Source organism: Gottfriedia acidiceleris (assembly GCF_050457485.1).
GTDB lineage: Bacteria > Bacillota > Bacilli > Bacillales > Bacillaceae_G > Gottfriedia > Gottfriedia acidiceleris_D.
The window spans coordinates 205913-227024 of sequence record NZ_JBCMJM010000017.1 but is presented as its reverse complement, the minus strand read 5'-3'; the positions used below and the strand labels follow the sequence as shown (position 1 = coordinate 227024).

At 33.0% G+C, this 21112-nt stretch carries 20 protein-coding genes; 11 read left to right on the top strand and 9 right to left on the bottom strand.

Annotated elements, in window-relative coordinates; all coding sequences use genetic code 11:
* Positions 1–9: 9 nt before the first annotated feature.
* The 3 genes from pepT to ABEY15_RS18760 form a co-directional block, all read right to left on the bottom strand.
* Complete coding sequence (gene pepT / locus ABEY15_RS18770; protein WP_429891636.1) at positions 10–1251, bottom strand: peptidase T; 1242 nt, start codon at positions 1249–1251, stop codon at positions 10–12.
* A gap of 116 nt (positions 1252–1367) precedes the next feature.
* Positions 1368–2003, bottom strand: a complete 636-nt coding sequence (locus tag ABEY15_RS18765; RefSeq protein WP_429891635.1) for a lysoplasmalogenase — start codon at positions 2001–2003, stop codon at positions 1368–1370.
* 132 nt (positions 2004–2135) lie between these two features.
* Complete coding sequence (locus ABEY15_RS18760) at positions 2136–3719, bottom strand: Ig-like domain-containing protein (protein WP_429891633.1); 1584 nt, start codon at positions 3717–3719, stop codon at positions 2136–2138.
* A 346-nt stretch (positions 3720–4065) separates the two neighbouring features.
* On the opposite strand from ABEY15_RS18760, the gene ABEY15_RS18755 reads away from it, so the two are divergent.
* Complete coding sequence (locus ABEY15_RS18755) at positions 4066–6246, top strand: DNA topoisomerase III (protein WP_429891632.1); 2181 nt, start codon at positions 4066–4068, stop codon at positions 6244–6246.
* Between the two features lie 37 nt (positions 6247–6283).
* On the opposite strand, the gene ABEY15_RS18750 is transcribed toward ABEY15_RS18755, so the two are convergent.
* Entirely contained in the window at positions 6284–6772 is a 489-nt protein-coding gene (locus ABEY15_RS18750) for a precorrin-2 dehydrogenase/sirohydrochlorin ferrochelatase family protein (RefSeq protein WP_429891723.1), read from the bottom strand.
* Between the two features lie 281 nt (positions 6773–7053).
* Between ABEY15_RS18750 and ABEY15_RS18745 the strand changes: the two genes are divergently transcribed.
* Positions 7054–7593, top strand: a complete 540-nt coding sequence (locus ABEY15_RS18745; RefSeq protein ID WP_429891631.1) for a PTS sugar transporter subunit IIA — start codon at positions 7054–7056, stop codon at positions 7591–7593.
* 26 nt (positions 7594–7619) lie between these two features.
* On the opposite strand, the gene ABEY15_RS18740 is transcribed toward ABEY15_RS18745, so the two are convergent.
* Positions 7620–8669 (bottom strand): acyltransferase family protein, encoded by a 1050-nt coding sequence (locus ABEY15_RS18740; protein WP_429891629.1) that lies wholly within the window; start codon positions 8667–8669, stop codon positions 7620–7622.
* A 360-nt stretch (positions 8670–9029) separates the two neighbouring features.
* Between ABEY15_RS18740 and ABEY15_RS18735 the strand changes: the two genes are divergently transcribed.
* The 6 genes from ABEY15_RS18735 to ABEY15_RS18710 all read left to right on the top strand — a co-directional run bounded on the left by ABEY15_RS18735 (position 9030) and on the right by ABEY15_RS18710 (position 16268).
* Positions 9030–9950, top strand: a complete 921-nt coding sequence (locus tag ABEY15_RS18735) for an ABC transporter ATP-binding protein (RefSeq protein WP_429891628.1) — start codon at positions 9030–9032, stop codon at positions 9948–9950.
* Positions 9947–11044 (top strand): ABC transporter permease, encoded by a 1098-nt coding sequence (locus ABEY15_RS18730; RefSeq protein WP_098232042.1) that lies wholly within the window; start codon positions 9947–9949, stop codon positions 11042–11044. Before ABEY15_RS18735 ends, ABEY15_RS18730 begins: the two co-directional genes overlap by 4 nt.
* A gap of 199 nt (positions 11045–11243) precedes the next feature.
* Complete coding sequence (locus tag ABEY15_RS18725) at positions 11244–13391, top strand: YhgE/Pip family protein (protein ID WP_429891627.1); 2148 nt, start codon at positions 11244–11246, stop codon at positions 13389–13391.
* Between the two features lie 109 nt (positions 13392–13500).
* Positions 13501–14427 (top strand): glycosyltransferase family 2 protein, encoded by a 927-nt coding sequence (locus tag ABEY15_RS18720; protein ID WP_429891625.1) that lies wholly within the window; start codon positions 13501–13503, stop codon positions 14425–14427.
* Between the two features lie 112 nt (positions 14428–14539).
* On the top strand, positions 14540–15523 hold the full coding sequence (locus ABEY15_RS18715; protein ID WP_429891624.1) for a YeiH family protein: 984 nt from the start codon (positions 14540–14542) through the stop codon (positions 15521–15523).
* Positions 15524–15599: 76 nt separating this feature from the next.
* A complete protein-coding gene (locus ABEY15_RS18710) occupies positions 15600–16268 on the top strand; it encodes a uracil-DNA glycosylase (RefSeq protein ID WP_429891622.1) in 669 nt (222 codons plus the stop codon).
* Between the two features lie 64 nt (positions 16269–16332).
* Here ABEY15_RS18710 and ABEY15_RS18705 read toward each other — a convergent pair whose 3' ends face one another.
* Positions 16333–17145, bottom strand: a complete 813-nt coding sequence (locus ABEY15_RS18705) for a Cof-type HAD-IIB family hydrolase (protein ID WP_429891621.1) — start codon at positions 17143–17145, stop codon at positions 16333–16335.
* Positions 17146–17284: 139 nt separating this feature from the next.
* Between ABEY15_RS18705 and ABEY15_RS18700 the strand changes: the two genes are divergently transcribed.
* Together ABEY15_RS18700 and ABEY15_RS18695 are read left to right on the top strand one after the other, a co-directional pair.
* On the top strand, positions 17285–17572 hold the full coding sequence (locus tag ABEY15_RS18700) for a YwdI family protein (RefSeq protein WP_429891620.1): 288 nt from the start codon (positions 17285–17287) through the stop codon (positions 17570–17572).
* A gap of 18 nt (positions 17573–17590) precedes the next feature.
* Positions 17591–17956, top strand: a complete 366-nt coding sequence (locus ABEY15_RS18695) for a DUF423 domain-containing protein (protein ID WP_429891619.1) — start codon at positions 17591–17593, stop codon at positions 17954–17956.
* 51 nt (positions 17957–18007) lie between these two features.
* Here the strand turns inward: ABEY15_RS18695 and gerQ are convergent, their stop codons facing one another.
* The 3 genes from gerQ to hemQ form a co-directional block, all read right to left on the bottom strand.
* Positions 18008–18424 carry a spore coat protein GerQ gene (gene gerQ, locus ABEY15_RS18690; protein ID WP_429891618.1) on the bottom strand — a complete coding sequence of 139 codons (417 nt, stop codon included), beginning with the start codon at positions 18422–18424 and terminating at the stop codon, positions 18008–18010.
* 26 nt (positions 18425–18450) lie between these two features.
* Positions 18451–18879, bottom strand: a complete 429-nt coding sequence (locus ABEY15_RS18685) for a cell wall hydrolase (RefSeq protein ID WP_429891617.1) — start codon at positions 18877–18879, stop codon at positions 18451–18453.
* 220 nt (positions 18880–19099) lie between these two features.
* Entirely contained in the window at positions 19100–19846 is a 747-nt protein-coding gene (hemQ, locus tag ABEY15_RS18680; protein ID WP_429891616.1) for a hydrogen peroxide-dependent heme synthase, read from the bottom strand.
* Between the two features lie 235 nt (positions 19847–20081).
* Here hemQ and pta point away from each other — a divergent pair, with 235 nt between their 5' ends.
* Positions 20082–21053 carry a phosphate acetyltransferase gene (gene pta, locus ABEY15_RS18675; RefSeq protein ID WP_429891615.1) on the top strand — a complete coding sequence of 324 codons (972 nt, stop codon included), beginning with the start codon at positions 20082–20084 and terminating at the stop codon, positions 21051–21053.
* The last annotated feature ends 59 nt before the right edge of the window (positions 21054–21112 follow it).

Sequence of the window (21112 nt, the reverse complement as noted above, 5' to 3'; positions counted from 1 at the left end):
CCTACTTTTTTACTTTGAAGTTGCTTTTTCTTCATATAATTTGATCACTTCAATCATAACATTCGTTGCTTTAATCATATTGTCAATTGAGATGTATTCAAATTTACCGTGGTAGTTTTCTCCACCGGTAAAAATATTTGGAGTAGGTAGTCCCATATAAGAAAGCTGTGAACCATCTGTACCACCACGAATTGGTTCTACAATTGGTGTAATTTCTAGGTTTGTCATTGCCTCGTGAGCAATATCAACAACCTCTTTAACAGGTAAGATTTTCTCACCCATATTATAGTACTGGTCTTTTAACTCTAAAATAATGCTGTCTTCACCATGTGTTTCTTTTAATTGATTTACAATATTCGACAATGTCTCTTTTCGATTAGCAAATTTCGTTTTATCATGATCTCTAATAATGTAGTGCATTTTTGTTAACTCTACATCACCTTCAATTGATACTAGATGATAAAAGCCTTCGTAACCTTCAGTTGATTCCGGCGCTTCTTCTACAGGTAATAAATTATTTATTTCCATGGCAATTTTCATAGAATTTATCATTTTACCTTTGGCAGTACCTGGGTGCACATTTTTACCTTTTACTGTAATCAATGCACCTGCGGCATTAAAACTCTCGTATTGAAGCTCTCCTAGTGGACCACCGTCCATTGTGTAAGCATATTTAGCATCAAATGCTTTTACATCAAATTTATGTGGGCCTCTACCGATTTCTTCATCTGGTGTAAATGCGACTCTTATTTTGCCGTGTTTGATTTCAGGATGTTGAACTAAATACTCCATCGCAGTCATAATTTCAGCGATACCAGCCTTATTATCTGCACCAAGTAATGTTGTCCCATCAGTTGTCATTAATGTGTGACCTATATACTTACTTAACTCTGGTGAATGACTTGGAGATAATACAACATTTAAACTTTCATTTAAAACAATGTCATTTCCATCATAGTTTTCAACTAGCTGAGGGTTAACATTTTTTCCTGTAAAGTCTGTCGCTGTGTCTAAATGTGCTAAAAACCCAATTGTAGGAATTTGTTTGTCGGAATTTGCCGGAAGTGTAGCCATTACATAACCATTGTCATCCATTGTTACGTCAACTAAACCAATTTTGTTTAACTCTTCCACTAGCATGTGGCCCAAAGTTAATTGGCCAGGTGTAGAAGGGCATGTTTCACTACTTGCATTTGATTGTGTATCAACTTTTGCATAACTAATTAAACGATTAATTAACTCATTTTTCATATGAAAATCTCCTTTTTTACATTTATAATCCGTATGTAATGCGCTTTCATTTTTTGTTTTTAGTGAAAAGAGGCTACATTTATATTGTAGTTCTTTCTTTAATTGAAAGTAAAATATTACGCAGCTCTCTTTCTATTTAAAATGCTTTTAGCGATTAAAAACTGTGCTGAGTAGTAGGTGATCATAATTAACTCGTGACCAAATTTAATGCTTTTTACAAATAGGTCCCACGATAATATAGAATCTGAAATGATAAATAATAGGCTCCCCAAAATAGCCCATTTGTTTCCAGTCATTATGGCAGTAAATACCATCATTGAAATTGCTACTGAATAGGCTATTACTGGAATAACTAAGTTCTCCTGTCCACTTTCGTTTAAAGAGATTACTAAATTAGAGCATAGAAAAAACGCATAAACTGTAATTGGAATAATCGATAGTACGCGATAAATTGAAAATTTCCATCCAGATATAAAACCAGCAGCGTAAAACAAGTGCCCAATTAAAAAAGCACTTAAACCGACAACAAACCATATTAACGTTCCATCTCCAATCATACAAAAAACAAGACCTAAAAGTATGAGGGTACGATATTTAGTTGATTGATAAGGAATTTGTGAAAAGGCATAACTGATAATCAACACCATTGGAATTACCTTAAATAGTATTTTTATGCTTACAGGCTCTGAAGGAATAAAAAAGATATAGAGAATACCAAAAAACAAAATAAGTATAGGTAAATACTTCTTCAAAATAAAATTACCCCTTTCTAACTATTTCCTTTTTACTAAATATTATCAGTGAAAAGTGAAAAGAATGCTATTAGAAAAACGAAAGAGCAATCTATTAAACTATAAAAAAAGCAAACCCGAAAGGTTTGCTTTTTATGCGATAGCTATTCCATATGAGTGAGCAATCTGCCCATTAGTACTAGAAGATTTTGCAATAATAACTGTCGTTCCAACATTTATTTGATCGAATAACCATTCAATCTCACTGTTATGCATTCGAATACAGCCGTGACTAACTGATTTACCAATTGAGCTCTCATTAGCATTTCCGTGTATTCCATATGAGTTTCCAGGAGAACTACCCATACTTAAGCCCATCCACCTTTTACCTAGTGGATTATTTGGAGCCCCGCCAGGAATATTTTCTTTATACCAAGGTCTATTTTTAATTTTGTTTAAGACTTTAAACTTTCCAGTAGGTGTAGGAGAGGAGGCTTTTCCTGTTGCTACACTAAATGTTTTTACTAGTTTTCCTTTGTTATAATATGAAAGTTTATTTGTTTTTGTATTAACAATAATTAGCTGCCCATTTGAAAGAGGTTGGGAGCTCTTTGCCTCAGTGAATGAAGGCTTACTTTGATTTCCAGCAGCGTCAATTGACTGTACTTTTATAGGAGTAAATACTTTTAATTTACTGACCTTAAAAGAATAACTACCATTCTTTGTTGCAGCCATTTTAGCTGTATATTTACCGTTTAGATACAGTTTAACGGAAGCATTTGGTTCTGTTTTTCCACTAATGACAGCGGCATTTTCTTTAACTGTTTGGATTGTAGGTGCTGAAGGTGCAGTACGATCTAACACACGAATTGAAACAGGTTTACTTTGATTTTTACTCTTATCAACTGCAACAACTTGAAGAACTGTGTTTGCCTTTTGCTTCACCATTTTAATAGTAAACTTACCTGCCGAGTTAACTTTACCTTTTGCTAATACTTTCTTGTTTAAATAAATGAGAACATCAGCATTTGGTTCTGATTTACCTGATATGCTTTGAGATTGATCTGATATTGGAGGTATAGAAGTGATAGAAGGTGCAATTACATCTGAAACATATGATGTAGCTGTTTTACTTTTTAATCCAATTGAAACACCAACTGCATTTATTTTAGTAAATTCTTTTAGAGGTTTAATATTGAATTGAAAATTGCCTTTTGTATCCGTTTGTACAGTGCTTACAAGTTTATTGTTGATGAGAATTTGAACACTGCTGTTTTCTAAAAATACTCCTGTCACGGAAGTAGATTTATTAGTAATTGGATTGATTTTCGGAGTTGGCAAATCTTTAATCATAAATTTAATAGCCTGGTCTGAAACAGTTAGAGTTTGATCATCTAGTGTAATTGAACTTAGTTGATAAGTGCCTTTTATAAAAGAAGCTGTAACCCCAATTTTTCCAGCATAGTAAAGTTCTGAAGAAGAAGGATTTTTTAGTAAAACTTCCGTCAAATTATTCCCGTTTTTAAATGTGAGAGTTACATTGTTGAAATGTTTTTTAGTCGTTAATCCAACTTCAATAGATTGTCCAAATGTGGCTTCAGTCGTGTTTAAATTTAGATTATCTATATAATTTGATAACTCATTATCACTAAAACCTTGTGAAAAAGAAGTCGCGTTGGCCGTGGGTAATAGGAATAAAAGTACCCCTAAAATTACAGATACAATCTTATTAATCATTGTCTCTCTCCTTATATATGGAATTAATTACTAAATTTGCCAAATGGAGAGTGAATTCCTTTGTTTTCTTAGTAAAATAAAACGTCAATTTTCATCAAAAAAAGAACATTTGTTGAAAAAACAGAGGGAACAGAGAAAATAGTAAAATTAGGTAGAATAAAAGAGAAAATAGAAATTTTTGTAGAATTAATGTATTTTTTAAATATTATATTTATATAACTTACTCTCAATCTCAAATCCTGTAATTTAGGTTTTCCTTGATTATATTCCGTTCGCTTCCCTTTCCCCTGTTCTTAGTGTTAAAGTTAGTTAATAAGAAAATTGTAAATAAACTAAGGAGTATGATATGAGCAAAACAGTAGTATTAGCGGAAAAGCCTTCAGTTGCTAGAGATATAGCTAAAGTGCTTGGATGCAATCAAAAAGGTAATGGTTTTTTAGAAGGTAAAAAGTATATTGTGACCTGGGCATTAGGGCATCTTGTGACTTTGGCTGATCCTGAAGGATATGATAATAAATATAAGTCATGGAATTTAGAAGATTTACCAATGATTCCTGATAAATTAAAGCTTGTTGTTATTAAAAAGACAGGCAAGCAATTTCAAGCTGTGAAAACTCAATTATTAAGAAAAGATGTTTCAGATATCGTTATTGCAACAGATGCAGGGCGTGAAGGTGAGCTTGTTGCAAGATGGATACTTCAATTGGCAAAGGTTAATAAACCAATTAAAAGACTGTGGATCTCTTCTGCAACAGATCAGGCAGTAAAAAAAGGCTTTGAAAATTTACGTAGTGGAAAGGAATATGAAAATCTATATCTTTCTGCAGTAGCAAGAGCTGAGGCAGATTGGATAGTAGGGATTAATGCAACAAGAGCTCTTACTTGTAAGCATAATGCTCAACTTTCATGTGGTAGGGTTCAAACTCCGACACTTTCGATGATTTTAGAGCGTGAAAAGGAAATAAAAGAATTTAAGCAACAAACTTATTATGGGTTACAAGTACTAGCAAATAATGTTAGCTTTACGTGGCAAAATCGTAAGTCGAATGACCAGAAAATTAAAACGACCGATGAACTACAAAAAATTATTGGAACGATAAAAGGAAAACAGCTAAAGATTAAGGAAGTTTCGACTGCTGAAAAAAAATCTTTTGCTCCGCAGCTTTATGATTTAACTGAGCTACAAAGAGAAGCGAATAAAAGATTTAACTTTTCACCTAAAGAAACCTTATCCATCATGCAAAAGCTATATGAGCACCATAAAGTTGTTACGTATCCACGAACTGATTCTAGATACTTATCATCAGATCTAGTTGATACATTAAAGGAACGTTTATTTGCATGTAACATAAAACCTTATGGAAAAATCATTATGAAGTTAACGAATCAACCGATTAAAGTAAATAAGTCATTTGTAGATGACAATAAGGTTTCAGATCACCATGCGATTATACCAACAGAGCAGGCACCTATATTAAGTGAACTTTCTTCAAAAGAATTTAAAATATATGATCTAATCGTAAGAAGATTTTTAGCGGTCTTACTACCTCCATATGTATATGAACAAGAAAAAGTTATCGCAGAAATTGATAATGAGATATTTGTTGCGAAAGGTAAGAGGGTTATTTCACTGGGATGGAAAGAAGTCTTTAAGGACGAAGACGATCTTGATAGTACAGAGGATCAACGATTACCAATTATTAATGAAAATGAGCGTATTGAAGTAGCTAAAGTTATTGAAACTAAAGGGCATACGAAACCACCAGCATACTTTAATGAGGCCACACTTTTAAGTGCAATGGAAAACCCAGTACATTTTATGTCTGGTAATAGTAATGATTTAAAGAAGACAATAGGAGAAACAGGCGGATTGGGAACAGTTGCAACAAGAGCGGATATTATTGAAAAGCTTTTCAGTAGCTTTTTAATAGAAAAAAAGGGAAAAGATATTTTTATCACAAATAAAGGTAAACAATTATTAAACCTTGTTCCAGAAGCCTTGAAGTCACCAGCGCTAACAGCCGAGTGGGAGCAGAAGCTTCAAGCCATCTCCAAAGGTAAATTAGCTAAATCTAAATTTATGAGTGAAATGATTAGTTTTTCTTCAGATGCTGTGAAAGAAATAAAACAAACTGAACAAAAATTTAAGCATGATAACATGACTAGCACTAAATGTCCTGACTGCGGAAAGCTTATGTTAGAAGTAAACGGTAAACGTGGAAAAATGTTAGTTTGTCAGGACAGGGAATGTGGTCATCGTAAAACAATTTCACAGTCAACTAACGCGAGATGTCCTAATTGCTTTAAACGTTTAGAGCTAAGAGGCGAAGGAGAAGGTCAAATTTTTGTATGTGCATGTGGGCATAGAGAAAAACTTTCTACTTTTAAAGATCGACGTTCGAAAGAAAAAAATAGTAAAGTTTCTAAACGAGATGTTCAAAAATATTTAAAGCAACAGAACAAACAAGATGATGAACCATTTAATAACCCATTTGCAGAAGCCTTAGCAAAGCTGAAAAAACAATAATGGCAGAGAACCTGCACTTCTAACCAGTCATATGAGTTTACTCTATGACTGGTTTTTTTCGTTCAATTGCATATTCATCCACGACTTCACTATAATGATCGTCAAAATAAGTGTCTAGTTCCTTTTTTATCTTTTTTGATAGGACAGGACTTTTACCTGAAGTTGAGACTGATACAATAAGATCTCCTCTACGAACCACTGCGGGTGTATGGAAATCACTATTATTTTGATCACTTACATCATTAAACCATTGGAAATCTGAAGTACAATCTTTGACGAACTTATTTATATTTTTATCGTCTGTAGCTGCAATAACAATGTGAGCTCCAGTTAGATCAGCTTCTTCAAAATACTTATTTATCCATTTTATTGTAGGTAACTGTTTAAATTCATCACATAGTTGAGGGCTAATAATCGTAATTGAAGCACCACTTTTTATAAATGCTTTTGCTTTTCGAAAAGCGATTTTTCCTCCACCGATAATTGTAATCTTTTTGTTTTGAAGTGAGAAAACTAATGGAATCATTTCAGTCACGCTAATCGCTCCTATCTATATAATTGTATGGACAATTTATGCATCATTATTTTATCATATGTATTACCACTTTTTAGAACTAGCTAATTAATGATCCATTAAAAGTTTTTCATGTCTTTTATTGTAAAAATGATACAGTTTTGTTAATAATTCAATAAAAGTTCATCTTTTCTTTAGCATAAAAGTATTTTTTCTGTTAGGATAATTAGTATTATTTTTTCTGTAAAGATAATGATAAGACTGGAATCTAAATTAAAGAAAAGGTGAGTATTATGTTTAACAAATTAAAAAAAATGTTCGGTTTAGAGGAAGAACAACAACAAGGATCTGCTCCTGTAACGAAAGAAGCAACTAAGGAAGTTATCATTAAAGCGCCATTAACTGGAGAAATACATCCACTTTCTGAAGTACCTGATCCTGTATTTGCAGAAAAAATGATGGGTGATGGATTTGCTATTACACCTTCAGAAGGTGTTGTAGTAGCTCCTTTTGATGGAGAAATCGTACAAGTATTCCATACGAAGCACGCTATTGGAATTCGTTCAAATGAGGGTGTTGAAATCTTAATTCATGTTGGACTAGAAACAGTTAAACTAAATGGAGAAGGTTTCGATGCTCATATAACAGAAGGTCAAAAAGTTAATGCTGGAGATCATTTATTAACATTCAATATGGACTATATAAAAGAAAATGCAAAAAGCACAATTACTCCAGTTATTTTTACAAATGGAGATGCGCTAGAAAATATTAAAGTTACTGCAACTGGCTCAATTCAAAGAGGTTCAGATGCAGCTGTTGCTACATTAAAATAAAAAAAATAGCCCTAGGGCTATTTTTTTTATGCAGTTCTTACTTTTAAATGTTGTTTTCGCTTTACATTTAAACCAATGAACAATGGTTTTATAGTAGGTTGTGATTCAATAATAAATTTCTTTGCAATCATAGGCACAGCTAAGCCAATCATTGTGTACAATAACGGTCCATAATCGAAAAACTGTGAAAAAACAGCATTCGCAAAAATATGGATGTACATTATTGTTAATGATTCTTTACCAAATATTGTGCAAGGCTGGATAAATTGTAGTTTTGCTAGCTTTTGACATAAATAAAGTACAGCAATCGTCATTGTTATTGGAATTAAAGCATCTAAAAATAAATGGTTATATCTTAAATATTTAAGACTTAGATGGTAGTCTAATTTATTCAATTCATATAGGGTCATATAAACGATACTAAGCGTAATACATGATATTCCAAGGACGTTAGAAATTGACGATATCAATTTTTTTGTAAAGAATCCTAACCCTAAAAAGAAAATTGCTAGTAGAGCAACATCCATATTCCATGGAATCGAAATTTGATTAAAGGTATTTTTACCAATTTGTGGAATTAATTTAATTGTTTCAAAATGTGCAAGCAAATAGCAAGCAATTACGATGAATAGACGGGTACTATTCTTTTTAAAGAATAAACAGATTAACGCAAATAATATTTGTGTAATAAATAAACATGTCACATACCAAAATACGCCATGGACTCCAGTAATAAATCTACCACCAATTAACAATGAAAGGACTTCTTTTGATAAATTTGATTGGTTAATGGTACCGTCTATTACCTCAATTGTCATGTTATATAAACTAAATAAGACTAAATACGTACAGTAAGGTACAAGCAATCTACATGTTAGTTTTTTTATAAAAAATTTAAGTTCATTAATTGAATTGACCGGTTTAAATAAATACCCACTAATAATAAAAAATAGGGGCATATGGAACCAGTAAATAAATGTAATAGAATTCGGACCTTCTGTAGAATGACCATAAACAACCAAAAAGATGCCGATCATTTTGGCAACATCCAACCATTTTTCACGTTCTATTTTCATTTTATCACCTTGTTTTTATGGCTGGCTTAAAGAGAAAAAACTTCAAACCATAGCCAATTTTTTTAAATAATGTCCAACATATTGTAACTGATGAGTATTACAAAGTGACAACATGGACGTTACAATCAAGTTATAAAATGTAAATGAATATTTCATAAATGCAACAAATAGATTTGGATATTAGGTGTAGCATCGGATGATAGATATTGGAAAAAAATGTAAATTTTTATTAAAAATTATTAATAATCGGTTCTTTCGACAAATATATTAAGTTTTACATTATATACTTAGCAGGCTGAATTATAAAAGATAGTACACTTTTTAAATAATCATTTCATTAGTCGAGGTGAAGGAAAAACAATGGGCTCAATTATTAAAGTTGAAAATCTTAAAAAGAGATATGGAGATTTTTACGCTGTTAATGGAATTAGTTTTGAAGTTGAAAAAGGTGAAGTATTTGGATTACTCGGTCCAAATGGAGCTGGTAAATCAACGACAATGGAAATGCTTGTAGGATTAAGAAAACCAGATGAAGGTACGGCTACTATTGCAGGGCATGTGATCGGCAAAGACTCATATAAAGTCAAACAAGAGATTGGAATCCAACTCCAATCAACATCATTATTTGAACTGTTAAAAGTAAAAGAAATCATTGAAATGTATGCAAGCTTTTATCCAAGTCATATCCCGATTCAAACGTTGATCGATGAAATGCTTTTATCTGAAAAACAAGATAGTCTAGTAAAAGGATTATCAGGAGGACAAAAACAGCGATTAGCGATTGCATTAGCATTAATTCATGATCCTCAAATCATATTTTTAGATGAGCCAACTACAGGGCTTGATCCACAAGCTCGTAGAACATTGTGGGATATCATTTTAAAACTAAAAGAACGAGGTAAAACAGTAGTTTTATCAACCCACTATATGGATGAGGCTCATGTACTAGCAGATCGCATTGGTATCATGGATAAAGGCAAATTAATTGCGCTAGATACACCAAACAATCTAGTTAGTTCAATTTCTGCAGAGAGTGCGATTGAATTTAAGACAAAACTACCAGAGCAAGAAGAAAAGTTCGCACATTTAGACAATGTAATGAATGTCGTGATTAACCATGATTTCGTAACATTGTATACTCGTAACTTACAAGCTTCATTAATGGCTTTGCTTGAGTATACAAAAGAACAAGAAATGACGATTTCAGATTTATCGACTAGAACTGCGACTCTTGAGGACGTATTTTTACATATGACTGGAAGGGGGTTACGTGAAGAATGAAGGCTTATTATCAATTGACTTTAGCGCAACTCCGGATTTATGTACGTAATCGTCAAGCACTAATTTGGACACTATTATTTCCTTTTTTCTTTATGATTATTTTCGGATTAATGTTTAACGATGGGAATACAACTAGTTATTCAGTAAACCTAATTGATTATGATAACACTCAAGTAAGCAAACAAATTACAACTGTTTTAGAGAAACAAAAGTCGCTTAAAATTCATAAAAAAACAAATGAATTAAAGTCTAGGAAATTACTATCTGACGGTAAAACCGATTTTGTAATCGTCATTAAAAAAGGATTTCAAAATCAAGTTACAACTAAACAACAATCCGCTCCTGCACAAATAAAAGTACTTTATAATGAAAGTAATGCGGGCCAGCTTCAAGGTGGAATAGCAACGATAACAGCATATGTTGATGCCGCTAGTAAACAAATGGCAGGGTATACACCTAAAATCGTAACAGACTTTAAAGGAGTAGCTGGAATTACTCTTTCATATTTAGACTTTTTAGTGCCTGGAATTATTGCAATGCAAATCATGAATAATAATATGAATGGTGTCGCAGGCCAAATTGCGTCTTGGAGAGAACGAGGCGTACTAAGACGAATGCAAGGCACCACATTAAGAGCCTCAACGTTTATTGCCGCCCAAATTACAGCAAGGCTAATATTGAATAGTTTACAAGCCATCTTAACAATTCTAATTGGCTATTTTGGTTTCGACGTTAGTATTCGAGGATCATTCCTATTAGTAGTATTGTTTGTAGTATTAGGTACATTAACATTTATGAGCATTGGATTTATTATTGCAAGTTTAGCGAAAAGTCCAGAAAGTGCTGGACCAATTGCAGGCTTCATTTCGTTCCCACTAATGTTTTTAGGTGGAGTATTTTTCCCTGTAAATAATATGCCCGAATATTTACAACCGATTATAAAGACAATCCCAATTACGCACTTATCAACCGCAATGCGTGACATCATGAATGTCGGAGCATCATTTGGTGATTTACTTCCAGATTTCGGTTGGTTATGTGTCTGGATGGTCGTAAGCTTCTTAATCGCTGCACGTACATTTAGATGGGAGTAAGTGCAGAAACTAGATAATGAATAATGTAGATGAAACAAAGTAAATTAAAGTATTTGATTAAAAAAGACTTTCGCTAATTTTGGTGAAGGTCTTTTTTATTTTTCCCTTTTCTATATCCCGACTCCCATTCTTGCCTTTAAGAATAGTTATGCATTATTTATTGCATACTATTTAAAAATTAAGATTAGGTGAGTTATAGGTGAGTTCAATATTTGAAATCTATTTTCGTGATGTAAAGCGGGTTGTAACAAATTGGGCTGCATTGATGATTATCATTGGTTTAATTATCATGCCCTCAATGTATGCATGGTTTAATATAAAGTCCTCTTGGGATCCGTACGGCAATACAAAGGGTTTAAAAATTGCAATAATAAATGAGGATCGTGGTGCTACGGTCTTAAACAATAAAATTAATATCGGAAACGAAGTAATACATTCTTTAAAACAAAATCCTTCTTTAGGCTGGAGATTTACAAGTAAAAAAGTCGCAAATGAAGGGGTTAAACAAGGAAAATATTACGCTAGTATTTTAATTCCAAATGATTTTTCAACTAAAATTAGCACAGTTTTAACAGATCATCCTCAAAAACCTGAACTAGTTTATCAAGTTAATGAAAAACTAAATATTGTTGCGCCGAAATATACTGAAAAAGGTGCAACTGGTATTGCGAGTGAGATTACAAAGAAATTTGAAAAGACCGTAAGTAAGGAAGTATTGCAGGAGTTTAATAAAATAGGAATTGATTTACAAGCAAATTTACCTGAAATAAAAAAATTTGAACAAATGGTTTTTAAGCTTGAGAAAGATTTACCCGAAATAAAGACAACTGTGAATACAGCCTTAAATGACTATAAAAAAGTACAAAGCGTTATTCAAACTACAAAAAAAGATATGGAATTGATTAATAACATCGTAGCAAATGGTGAAAAATTAACGGCTAGTTTAAGTGGGTTTTTTAATCAAATTAACAAAGCAATTCAAGATTCAACTCCATTTATTAAAGAGACACTTAACCTACTCCAGAACCAGTCTCTTGTTATACAAAGTACATTATCACAATTACAAAATCAGACGATTAGTCAAGACGAATCCATAAGGCTATCGAATGATATCGGAAAAGTCCTACCGAATTCAAGAAATATGGTTACTTCTTTAAATCAAGTTCTTCAATCATTTAATAGCTTAGGTACTACAGCTGATTTTAGTAAAGATGTTAGTTCATTAAAAGATCTAGAATCAGATTTAATGATGATTCAAAATGAGAATGCTCAATTAAAAAGTGCAATTCAAAGCGGAAACGGTCTACCGAATGATTTACTTCAAAAAATGAATGAGAGCGCGGCAAGTATAAATAACAAAATAAACAGTTTAACTGGAAATTTTGATCAAGATTTAGCGCCAAAAATAAGTGAAGTTTCAAGATTAGTGAATGAATCACTAAAAAATACCCAGACTGTTTTGGCTGACGCAAAAACGAGTATACCTACAATAAAAGGTGTACTCCAGGACACATCAAATTTATTAGCAACCAAAAAGGGTGATATACAACAATTAGTAAATGAGTTACCAATGATTGAAGCGAAAATAAAAAAAATAGCGAATGAGATTAGAAAGGCTAAAGAAAAAGGAAGCATCGAGGATTTAATAAATTTTCTACGAACAGATATAGAAAAGGTAAGCGACTTTTATTCTAGCCCAATCGCAATAAAAAAGGAGCGAATGTTTCCAATACCGAATTATGGCACAGGCTTGACCCCTTTTTATACAACATTGTCGTTATGGGTAGGAGCTTTATTAATGGTATCGTTATTAACAACTGAAGTTCATGAAGAAAAACCATATAAAAGTAGAGAAGTTTATTTTGGAAGACTATTGACCTTTATAACTATTGGGGTATTACAGACAATAGTAGTGACTACTGGTAACTTCCTGATACTAGGTACTTATGCAGCAAGTAAAGGTTATTTTATCTTATTTTCACTATTGATTAGCATTGTATTTACGTTTATTGTTTATACGCTTGTTTCGGTCTTCGGAAATATCGGGAAAGGCATCGGTATTATTTTTTTGGTTCTCCAAATATCTGGAGCGGGAGGAGTTTATCCGATTCAAGTAACTCCGCCATTTTTCCAAAAAATAAATCCGTTTCTACCTTTTACCTATGCATTAAGCATGTTAAGGGAGGCGACTGGTGGAATCGTTTGGGAAACCATTTATAAGGACCTTCCAATACTAGTTCTTTTTGTCATCATTGCAATCATAGTGGGGGTTGTTCTGAAAGCACCTATTAATAAAAGAGCAAGTAAAATTTTAGATCTTTCTAAGAAGAGTAAACTCATCCATTAGTCATTTGAAAAAATAAATTCATATAAAAATCATTGAACTGTTTTGCCAAGTGCTATAACATAGATAAAAGTTATATCTTTATAGCTTTTAGGAGAAGTAGGTGTTTTGTATGAAATTATCAGTTGTTGTTTATTGTTATAACAACGGAGAAAATTTAGAGAAATTTCACGTTAATTTATCAAATGCAGTTAAGTTACTTAAAGAAGATTATGAAATTATTTATATAAACGACGGAAGTGATGATGATACACTACTAGCACTTCAAGTTGTTGCAAATCATAGCAGTCATTTGAAATATATCTCGTTTACTCGCCGCTTCGGAAGAGAGGGAGCAATTTGTGCTGGACTTGAACATGCAAAAGGCGATGTTGTCATCCTGATGGATGGAAGTTTTGTACATCCACCCAATGTTATTCTAGAGATGATGGATGAATACAAAAAAGGTCATAACCATGTAGTCGCTTCAAAAAAATTAGAGAGTTCAGTTCTAAAAAAAGCGAAAAAAGGGATTTTTGAGAAGGTCATTAAAAAATTTGTGGACCCTGATATTTTGCAAACCGAATCAGACTTTCGTTTGTTAAGCAGAAAAGTAGTGAATGCTATTTTAAGCATGCCAGAATCAAACCGCTATTCAAAAGGTATTTTTAACTGGATTGGTTACAAAATAAAAACGATTGAATATGAAATAACATCAAGAATCATTAACAAAGAGTCAGAGGTAAAGAGACTAGATTTGATAAAAAGAGCATTTGAATATATATTGTGTTTCAATACAAGACCATTGAGATTGTTAACGAAAGTCGGAATATTATTAATTGGTATAAGTATTGTCATCTTTATTATGATGAGCTTTAAAGTACTTTTTGTTGGGATTAGAATTCCTGGTTTATATACGATTTCCAATTTCATTATGTTATTTGGCGGAGTTCAAATCTTGATGATTGGAGTATTAGGTGAATATTTAGGAAAGACATATTACGAAACAAAAAGAAGACCCCAGTATATTATTGAGGCTTCAAGCTATGATGAAGATTAAATGTTAAGATATGATAAATTTGGAAATTCGACAAGAATCTTGTCGAATTTCTTTTTTCATTACATAATATTTATAGATAGAATAATATTTTAATGAAAGCTTGGAGAATAATATGGGGAATATTTATAAAGCTATTCCGGGGGTAGTTCTTTGCCTAATTATTGCACTTTTTAGTGAAACACTTTCTTATATATTACCGGTTGGAGCAGCTACATTTTCAATATTAATCGGATTGATTGTCGGTAATACAGTACACTTAAAGTCTTATTTTGAAGGCGGTAGAAAGTTTGCAGAAAGTAAATTATTAGAAGTCTCAATATTTTTATTAGGAGCAACGATCAGCATTCAAATGATTAGCCTACTAGGATTAAAAGGGATTTTGTTAATCGTGACACAAATGTGTTTAGTCATCATTTTTACGATTTGGTTAGGCGAAAAATTAGGTTTTGGTTTGAATTTTAGCTATTTAATGGCAAGTGGAAATGCAGTTTGCGGTTCGTCAGCAATTGGCGCAACAGCCCCAGCTATACAAGCCACGCAAGAAGAAAAGGGACTGGCTGTCACACTTGTAAATATGATGGGAACAGTCTTAATGTTTATTCTGCCTTTAATAGCATCTGTATTATATCACTCAGAAACATTGCCGACCTCTGCACTAATCGGAAGTACATTACAATCAGTGGGACAAGTAGTTGCTAGTGGTAGTTTAGTGAATGATGAAGTAAAAAATTATGCCACTTTATTTAAACTGATTCGAGTAGTTTTTTTAGTTTTTGTAGTTTTTAGCTTATCTACTATAAAAAGAAGACATATAGCAGAGGAATCTATTGAAAAAGTAAAAATCCAATTTCCTTGGTATGTAATTGGATTTGTCATCCTTTGTGTCTTTTATAGTTTAGGATTGCTACCAAGTTGGGCTGCGAATATTTCAAATAAGACTAGTCACTTATTTGAAATCATTGCACTCGCTGCAATAGGTTTAAATGTAAATCTAAAAATGATCATCAAACAAGGGAAGTCACTTTCACTTTATGCATTAAGCATCGTTGGTTTTCAAATCATCATCGCAATTTTGCTAATTCAAGTAATCTATTAATAATCGCGAACAACGACAAGAAACAACAAAACATATCTATTTCTCGGGAAATTTCGTCAGGAAAGGTGGTATTTCATTGCTTCAAATATCATCAAATTGGAAAGAAAAATTAAAACAAGAGTTTGAAAAACCGTATTTTAAAGATTTATTGCAATTTCTTGAAAAAGAATACAAGGAACAAACAATATACCCTGCAAAAGAGCATTTATTTCAGGCTTTAAACGAGTGTTCATACGAAGATTGTAAAGTAGTAATTATTGGACAAGATCCTTATCATCAACCAGGTCAAGCACATGGGTTAAGTTTTTCTGTATTACCGGGAGTAAAAATACCTCCTTCTTTAAGAAATATTTATAAGGAATTAAATAGCGATTTAGGGATAGAAATACCAACTAGCGGTTATTTAATTAAGTGGGCGAAGCAGGGGATTTTATTATTAAATACTGTTTTAACTGTTCGTGAAGGGGAACCAAATTCCCATAAAAATAAAGGATGGGAACTGTTTACTAATACGATCTTATCCGAGTTAAATAAGCAAGATCGTCCAATTATTTTTGTTCTATGGGGTAAACATGCCCAGGCTAAAGAAGAATTGATTACGAGTAACCACCATGTAATATTAAAAGCTCATCATCCAAGTCCCTTGTCAGCTAGTAGAGGATTCTTTGGAAGTAAACCATTTTCACAAATTAACCAAAAACTAGTAGAACTTCAACTAGAGCCGATTGACTGGACAGTAGAGTAGTCAATAAATGAGATTTAAAGAAGGGTTGTCTTTTTAGATTTTAGACAGCCCTTTCTTGTGATTATTACTTAGTACTCAATATAAACTTTTCAACAACTTTAGCGACGCCATCTTCATTATTTGTAGCAGTGACATAATCTGCTTGTTGCTTAATTTCATCAGGAGCATTTCCCATCGCAACGCCTAGTCCCGCAAACTTAATCATCGGTAAGTCATTATATCCATCTCCTACAGCAATTACTTCGTCCTGTCGAATTCCTAAAATTTGAATTAAGTGATTTAGACTTTTACCTTTATCTACTTCACTGTTCGTTAGTTCCAAAAAGAATGGCTTTGAGCGCATGACACTAATTTTACCTTCCAGCTCTTTTTGAAGTATTTTTTCAACTTGAGCTAATTTTTCTGGATTCTCCAACATTAACAATTTTACAACGTCATTTTGCACATGCTCGGTAAAGCTGCTTACTTCTTTAATAGGCAAGCCCGTGAGCTGGCCCTCGATATCAGTATATTGATTCCCTTTTTCTGTAATAATATCATTTTCAACATATGTATGTACGAAGACATTATGTTTCTTACTAATCTCATAAAGTTCATGTGCTTGCTCTTTTGTAAGTGTACATTCATAAACATTATTTTTTGTCTGATAGTCAGTAATGATTCCTCCGTTAAATGATAGGACATAGCTACCATAATCATGTAGTAATAGTTCCTCAGCTAACTTATGCATAGCAAAGGTTGGTCTACCGGAAGCTAACACTACTTTTACACCCATATCTTGAGCTTTGAGTAAAGCTTCCTTCGTTTTTTGCGAAATAACATGTTGATCCGTTAAAAGTGTGTCATCGATATCCAAAACAATCATTTTATAGTTCAAATTACATTACCTCCTAAAAATTAACTTTTTTAGTATACCACCGTTCAACTAAAATAGTGCTTAATTTGGTTGGTATTCGCTTTCAGAAAAAAGCCATAGTATAATAGGGTTTATTGGATTGTGTTAATAAAGTTTGGTGGTGATTTATCTGAATATCAGTGTAGAAAAAGTAATCCAGCAAATTGAAAATGAGTTACATAAGGCAAAAGTAAGTACACAAAAACCTGGACAGTTTCGAGAAAGAATTGCCAGTATTCGTTCTTTATGTGAGTTACTTCTTGAAGACGAGAGCAATGTTGAGGTTCCAAAGAATATAGTAACTAGTAGTATCGTTCAATCAATACCAAGTCAGCCTATTATATCCAGACCTTCTGTTATGCCTAAATTGGATGACTCGGAACAAAGCGGATCATTATTAGATTTTTAAGATAAAGGGGGAGTAGAAGTGAAACTATTTTTTTTATTAGGTAGTATTTTTGCATTTTTATCAATCGCATTAGGTGCATTTGGAGCACATGGACTTGAGGGGAAAATTTCCGAAAGATCACTTGAAATTTGGCAAAAAGCTGTTCAATATCAAATGTTTCAAACAGGTGGACTATTTATTATTGCATTTTTAATTGATAAATTTGGTTCAACAACTCAATTAATGTGGGCGGGATGGTTATCTGTAATAGGAATCATCTTATTCTCAGGGAGCTTGTACATATTAAGTGTTTCTGGAATTAAAATACTAGGTGCGATTACTCCACTAGGTGGTTTAGCATTTTTAGTAGCTTGGATATTAGTAGGGATTTCAGTAATGAAATAAAAAAAGTGTTCAATACAAGTGCAATTATTGCACTATATTGAACACTTTTTTTTAAAGTTGATAAGGCAAAGCTATTTCTTCGTCAAATGTGACGTAATCTAAGTAAATTGTCAACAATACGAAAGTTTTAGTTGTATTCACATCTCTGAGTACAATATGATCACGTCCAGCTCCCATAATATACCCAACAAAAACTTGTTGTTGATGACCAGTGAAAGTCATATAAACTGTAGCAACTTTTCCACGATTGGCTCTAAGTATATTTTCTACATAGGATTGTTCAAAAAGACCAGACGGGGTGGTAACTTGACCTTGTTGGGTAATCATACCGCCTGATGGGGCTGCAAATCCTTGCCCCTGTCCTGCTTGTTGTCCCTGTCCTGTTTGTTGTCCCTGCCCCTGTCCCTGCCCCTGGGCAGGCTGCGCCGCACGATAAATATTTTGATAATATTCGTAAGGATTACTCAAAGAAAAAACCTCCTTAGTTAAATCATTTAAACACTATAAACTTTAGGACAATCTTGAGAAGTTGGTTGATAAAAGCAATGTGACTTAAATCTTCCCGCTAGTTTTTGGTTAAACCAAGTTCCTGGGCATGAACCTGCGGGTCGGAAGAACCATAGGCCATAAGTTGCTGGCCAAAAACGCTGCCCTGCTATTACTCTTCTAGATAGCTCAATATCTTGGTCCCTGGCACGCTGGTAAAAGTAAGATTTTTGAACAGCTTCGAATCCACCAGGATTTTGATAAACCATATCTGTTATACTTCGAATGTCTCTAAAATCTAAGCAATCACATAAAACCCTATTAACACAAACATTTCCAACCATTGACATACCTTCTTTACCTTCTCCTTCAGCTTCAGCACGCATTAATCTTGCAAGCAAAGAAACCTCGGCCTCGGTATAACGAATTACAGCCATAAAAAAGCCTCCTCATCCGAATTAAATATTCTGCATGAATCCCATTGGTGATCGGAAAGCGAGGACTAATTAGTTCGTTCACTACTGTAACTATATTAAAATTGAAAGAAACATATGACATCTTTTCCAACAGGAAAATAAAAAACTTCTCAAAAAAGAGAAGTCTTTTAATTTATATACTATGACTGATCGTATTCAGTGGATACTCTCAAGTATTCAATTATACGTATAGATATTTTGAAAATGCGTCTTCTTTTAGGATCGTTCCAACAAAGAATGAACCAAATACTCCATAACGAGCACTTACTTCATCAAAGCGCATTTCATAGATTAATTTTTTGAATTGAAGTACGTCTTCAGAGAATAAAGTAACGCCCCATTCATAATCATCAAAACCTACAGAACCAGTAATAATTTGTTTAACTTTACCAGCGTAACCACGACCAATTTTACCGTGGCTGTACATCATTTCTTTACGAGAAGCTGAAGGAAGCATGTACCAATTATCTTCGCCTTCACGCTTTTTATCCATTGGATAGAAGCATACGTATTGTGATTTTGGTAAAGCAGGGTAAAGTCTAGCGCGAACATGCGGATTTTGATATGGATCGCCATCTTCTTCGCTTAAGTAATTACTTAATTCAACTACAGAAACGTACGAATAAGTTGGAATCATATACTGAGATAATGTAGTTTTATTAATTTCTGTTTCAATATGTAATAACTCATCCATTGTAGGTCGTAAAACCATAAACATAATGTCTGCTTTTTGACCTAAAATATTGTAAATAGCATGGCTACCTTCACCAGAATCAGCAACTTGATTCCATTTTGAGAAAACTTGTTGGAATTCAGTAATCGCTAGTTGACGCTCATCACTACCTAATTGTTTAAAAGCATGCCAATCCATACTTCTAAAATCATGTAAACAATACCAGCCATCTAAAGTTTTTGCAGCTTCACTCATTTTAAATCCCCCAAACGTTATCGTATTGATTTTCATTTATATAGCATACTACAAATAAAAGTATTTTGTAAAAACATACAAAATTATACAATATCCAAATTTAGTTAGAAAATTAGGAATTAATTTACTTTAAATGATAGCGCTTTATTAAATATATTATATTTTTCATTATTCTAAAAAGGTTTTATTCTAATTATGTACAAATAAAATAATTTTAAAGATTTTGGAGGCAATTATGAGCAACTTATTTGAAAGCATTAAACAAAAAGTATCAGGTAAAGGTATTTCAATTGTTTTACCAGAAGGTACAGATGAGAGAATCTTAACAGCAGCTGACAGACTAGCGAAAGAAGATGTATTAAAACCGATTTTAATAGGTAACGTAGAAAACGTAAAAGAAAAAGCAAGTAGTTTAGGTTTAGAACTTCAAGGAGTAGAAATTTTAGACCCAGCTACTTATGAAGAAATGGATCAATTAGTCGCATCATTTGTTGAACGCCGTAAAGGAAAAGCGACAGAAGAGCAAGCTCGTAAAGCCTTATTAGATCCAAACTACTTTGGAACGATGTTAGTATATGCTAACAAAGCTCATGGGTTAGTTAGTGGTGCTACACATTCAACAGCCGATACAGTACGACCAGCGCTTCAAATCATTAAAACAAAACCAGGCGTTACAAAGACATCTGGTGTATTTATCATGGTTCGTGAGGATGAGAAATACGTATTTGCAGATTGCGCGATTAATATTGCCCCAAATAGCCAAGACTTAGCTGAAATTGCAATTGAAAGTGCAAAAACAGCTAAACTATTTGACATTGAACCTAAAATCGCAATGTTAAGCTTTTCAACTAAAGGGTCTGCAAAATCGCCTGAAACTGAAAAGGTTGCTGGAGCAGTTAAAATTGCAAAAGAGCTTGCTCCTGAATTAACTTTAGATGGTGAGTTCCAGTTTGATGCAGCATTTGTTCCATCTGTTGCAAAAAGCAAAGCTCCTGATTCAGTTATTCAAGGAGATGCTAATACATTCGTATTCCCAAGCTTAGAAGCAGGTAATATTGGTTACAAAATTGCTCAACGTTTAGGTAACTTTGAGGCAATCGGACCAATCCTACAAGGCTTAAATATGCCTGTTAACGACTTATCTCGTGGTTGTAACAGTGAAGACGTTTATAAATTATCAATCATTACAGCTGCTCAGTCACTATAATTTAGGACGGAGTTAAGGAAAAAGAGTGCTCTTAAGTCAATGAACTTTTGAGCACTCTT

What these genes read in the sequence shown, in the direction of transcription:
- pepT (WP_429891636.1), bottom strand. Translation starts at nt 1,251, where the DNA reads ATGAAAAATGAGTTAATTAATCGTTTAATTAGTTATGCAAAAGTTGAT.
- ABEY15_RS18760 (WP_429891633.1), bottom strand. Translation starts at nt 3,719, where the DNA reads ATGATTAATAAGATTGTATCTGTAATTTTAGGGGTACTTTTATTCCTA.
- ABEY15_RS18755 (WP_429891632.1), top strand. Translation starts at nt 4,066, where the DNA reads ATGAGCAAAACAGTAGTATTAGCGGAAAAGCCTTCAGTTGCTAGAGAT.
- ABEY15_RS18750 (WP_429891723.1), bottom strand. Translation starts at nt 6,772, where the DNA reads ATGATTCCATTAGTTTTCTCACTTCAAAACAAAAAGATTACAATTATC.
- ABEY15_RS18745 (WP_429891631.1), top strand. Translation starts at nt 7,054, where the DNA reads ATGTTTAACAAATTAAAAAAAATGTTCGGTTTAGAGGAAGAACAACAA.
- ABEY15_RS18740 (WP_429891629.1), bottom strand. Translation starts at nt 8,669, where the DNA reads ATGAAAATAGAACGTGAAAAATGGTTGGATGTTGCCAAAATGATCGGC.
- ABEY15_RS18735 (WP_429891628.1), top strand. Translation starts at nt 9,030, where the DNA reads ATGGGCTCAATTATTAAAGTTGAAAATCTTAAAAAGAGATATGGAGAT.
- ABEY15_RS18730 (WP_098232042.1), top strand. Translation starts at nt 9,947, where the DNA reads ATGAAGGCTTATTATCAATTGACTTTAGCGCAACTCCGGATTTATGTA.
- ABEY15_RS18720 (WP_429891625.1), top strand. Translation starts at nt 13,501, where the DNA reads ATGAAATTATCAGTTGTTGTTTATTGTTATAACAACGGAGAAAATTTA.
- ABEY15_RS18715 (WP_429891624.1), top strand. Translation starts at nt 14,540, where the DNA reads ATGGGGAATATTTATAAAGCTATTCCGGGGGTAGTTCTTTGCCTAATT.
- ABEY15_RS18685 (WP_429891617.1), bottom strand. Translation starts at nt 18,879, where the DNA reads ATGGCTGTAATTCGTTATACCGAGGCCGAGGTTTCTTTGCTTGCAAGA.
- hemQ (WP_429891616.1), bottom strand. Translation starts at nt 19,846, where the DNA reads ATGAGTGAAGCTGCAAAAACTTTAGATGGCTGGTATTGTTTACATGAT.
- pta (WP_429891615.1), top strand. Translation starts at nt 20,082, where the DNA reads ATGAGCAACTTATTTGAAAGCATTAAACAAAAAGTATCAGGTAAAGGT.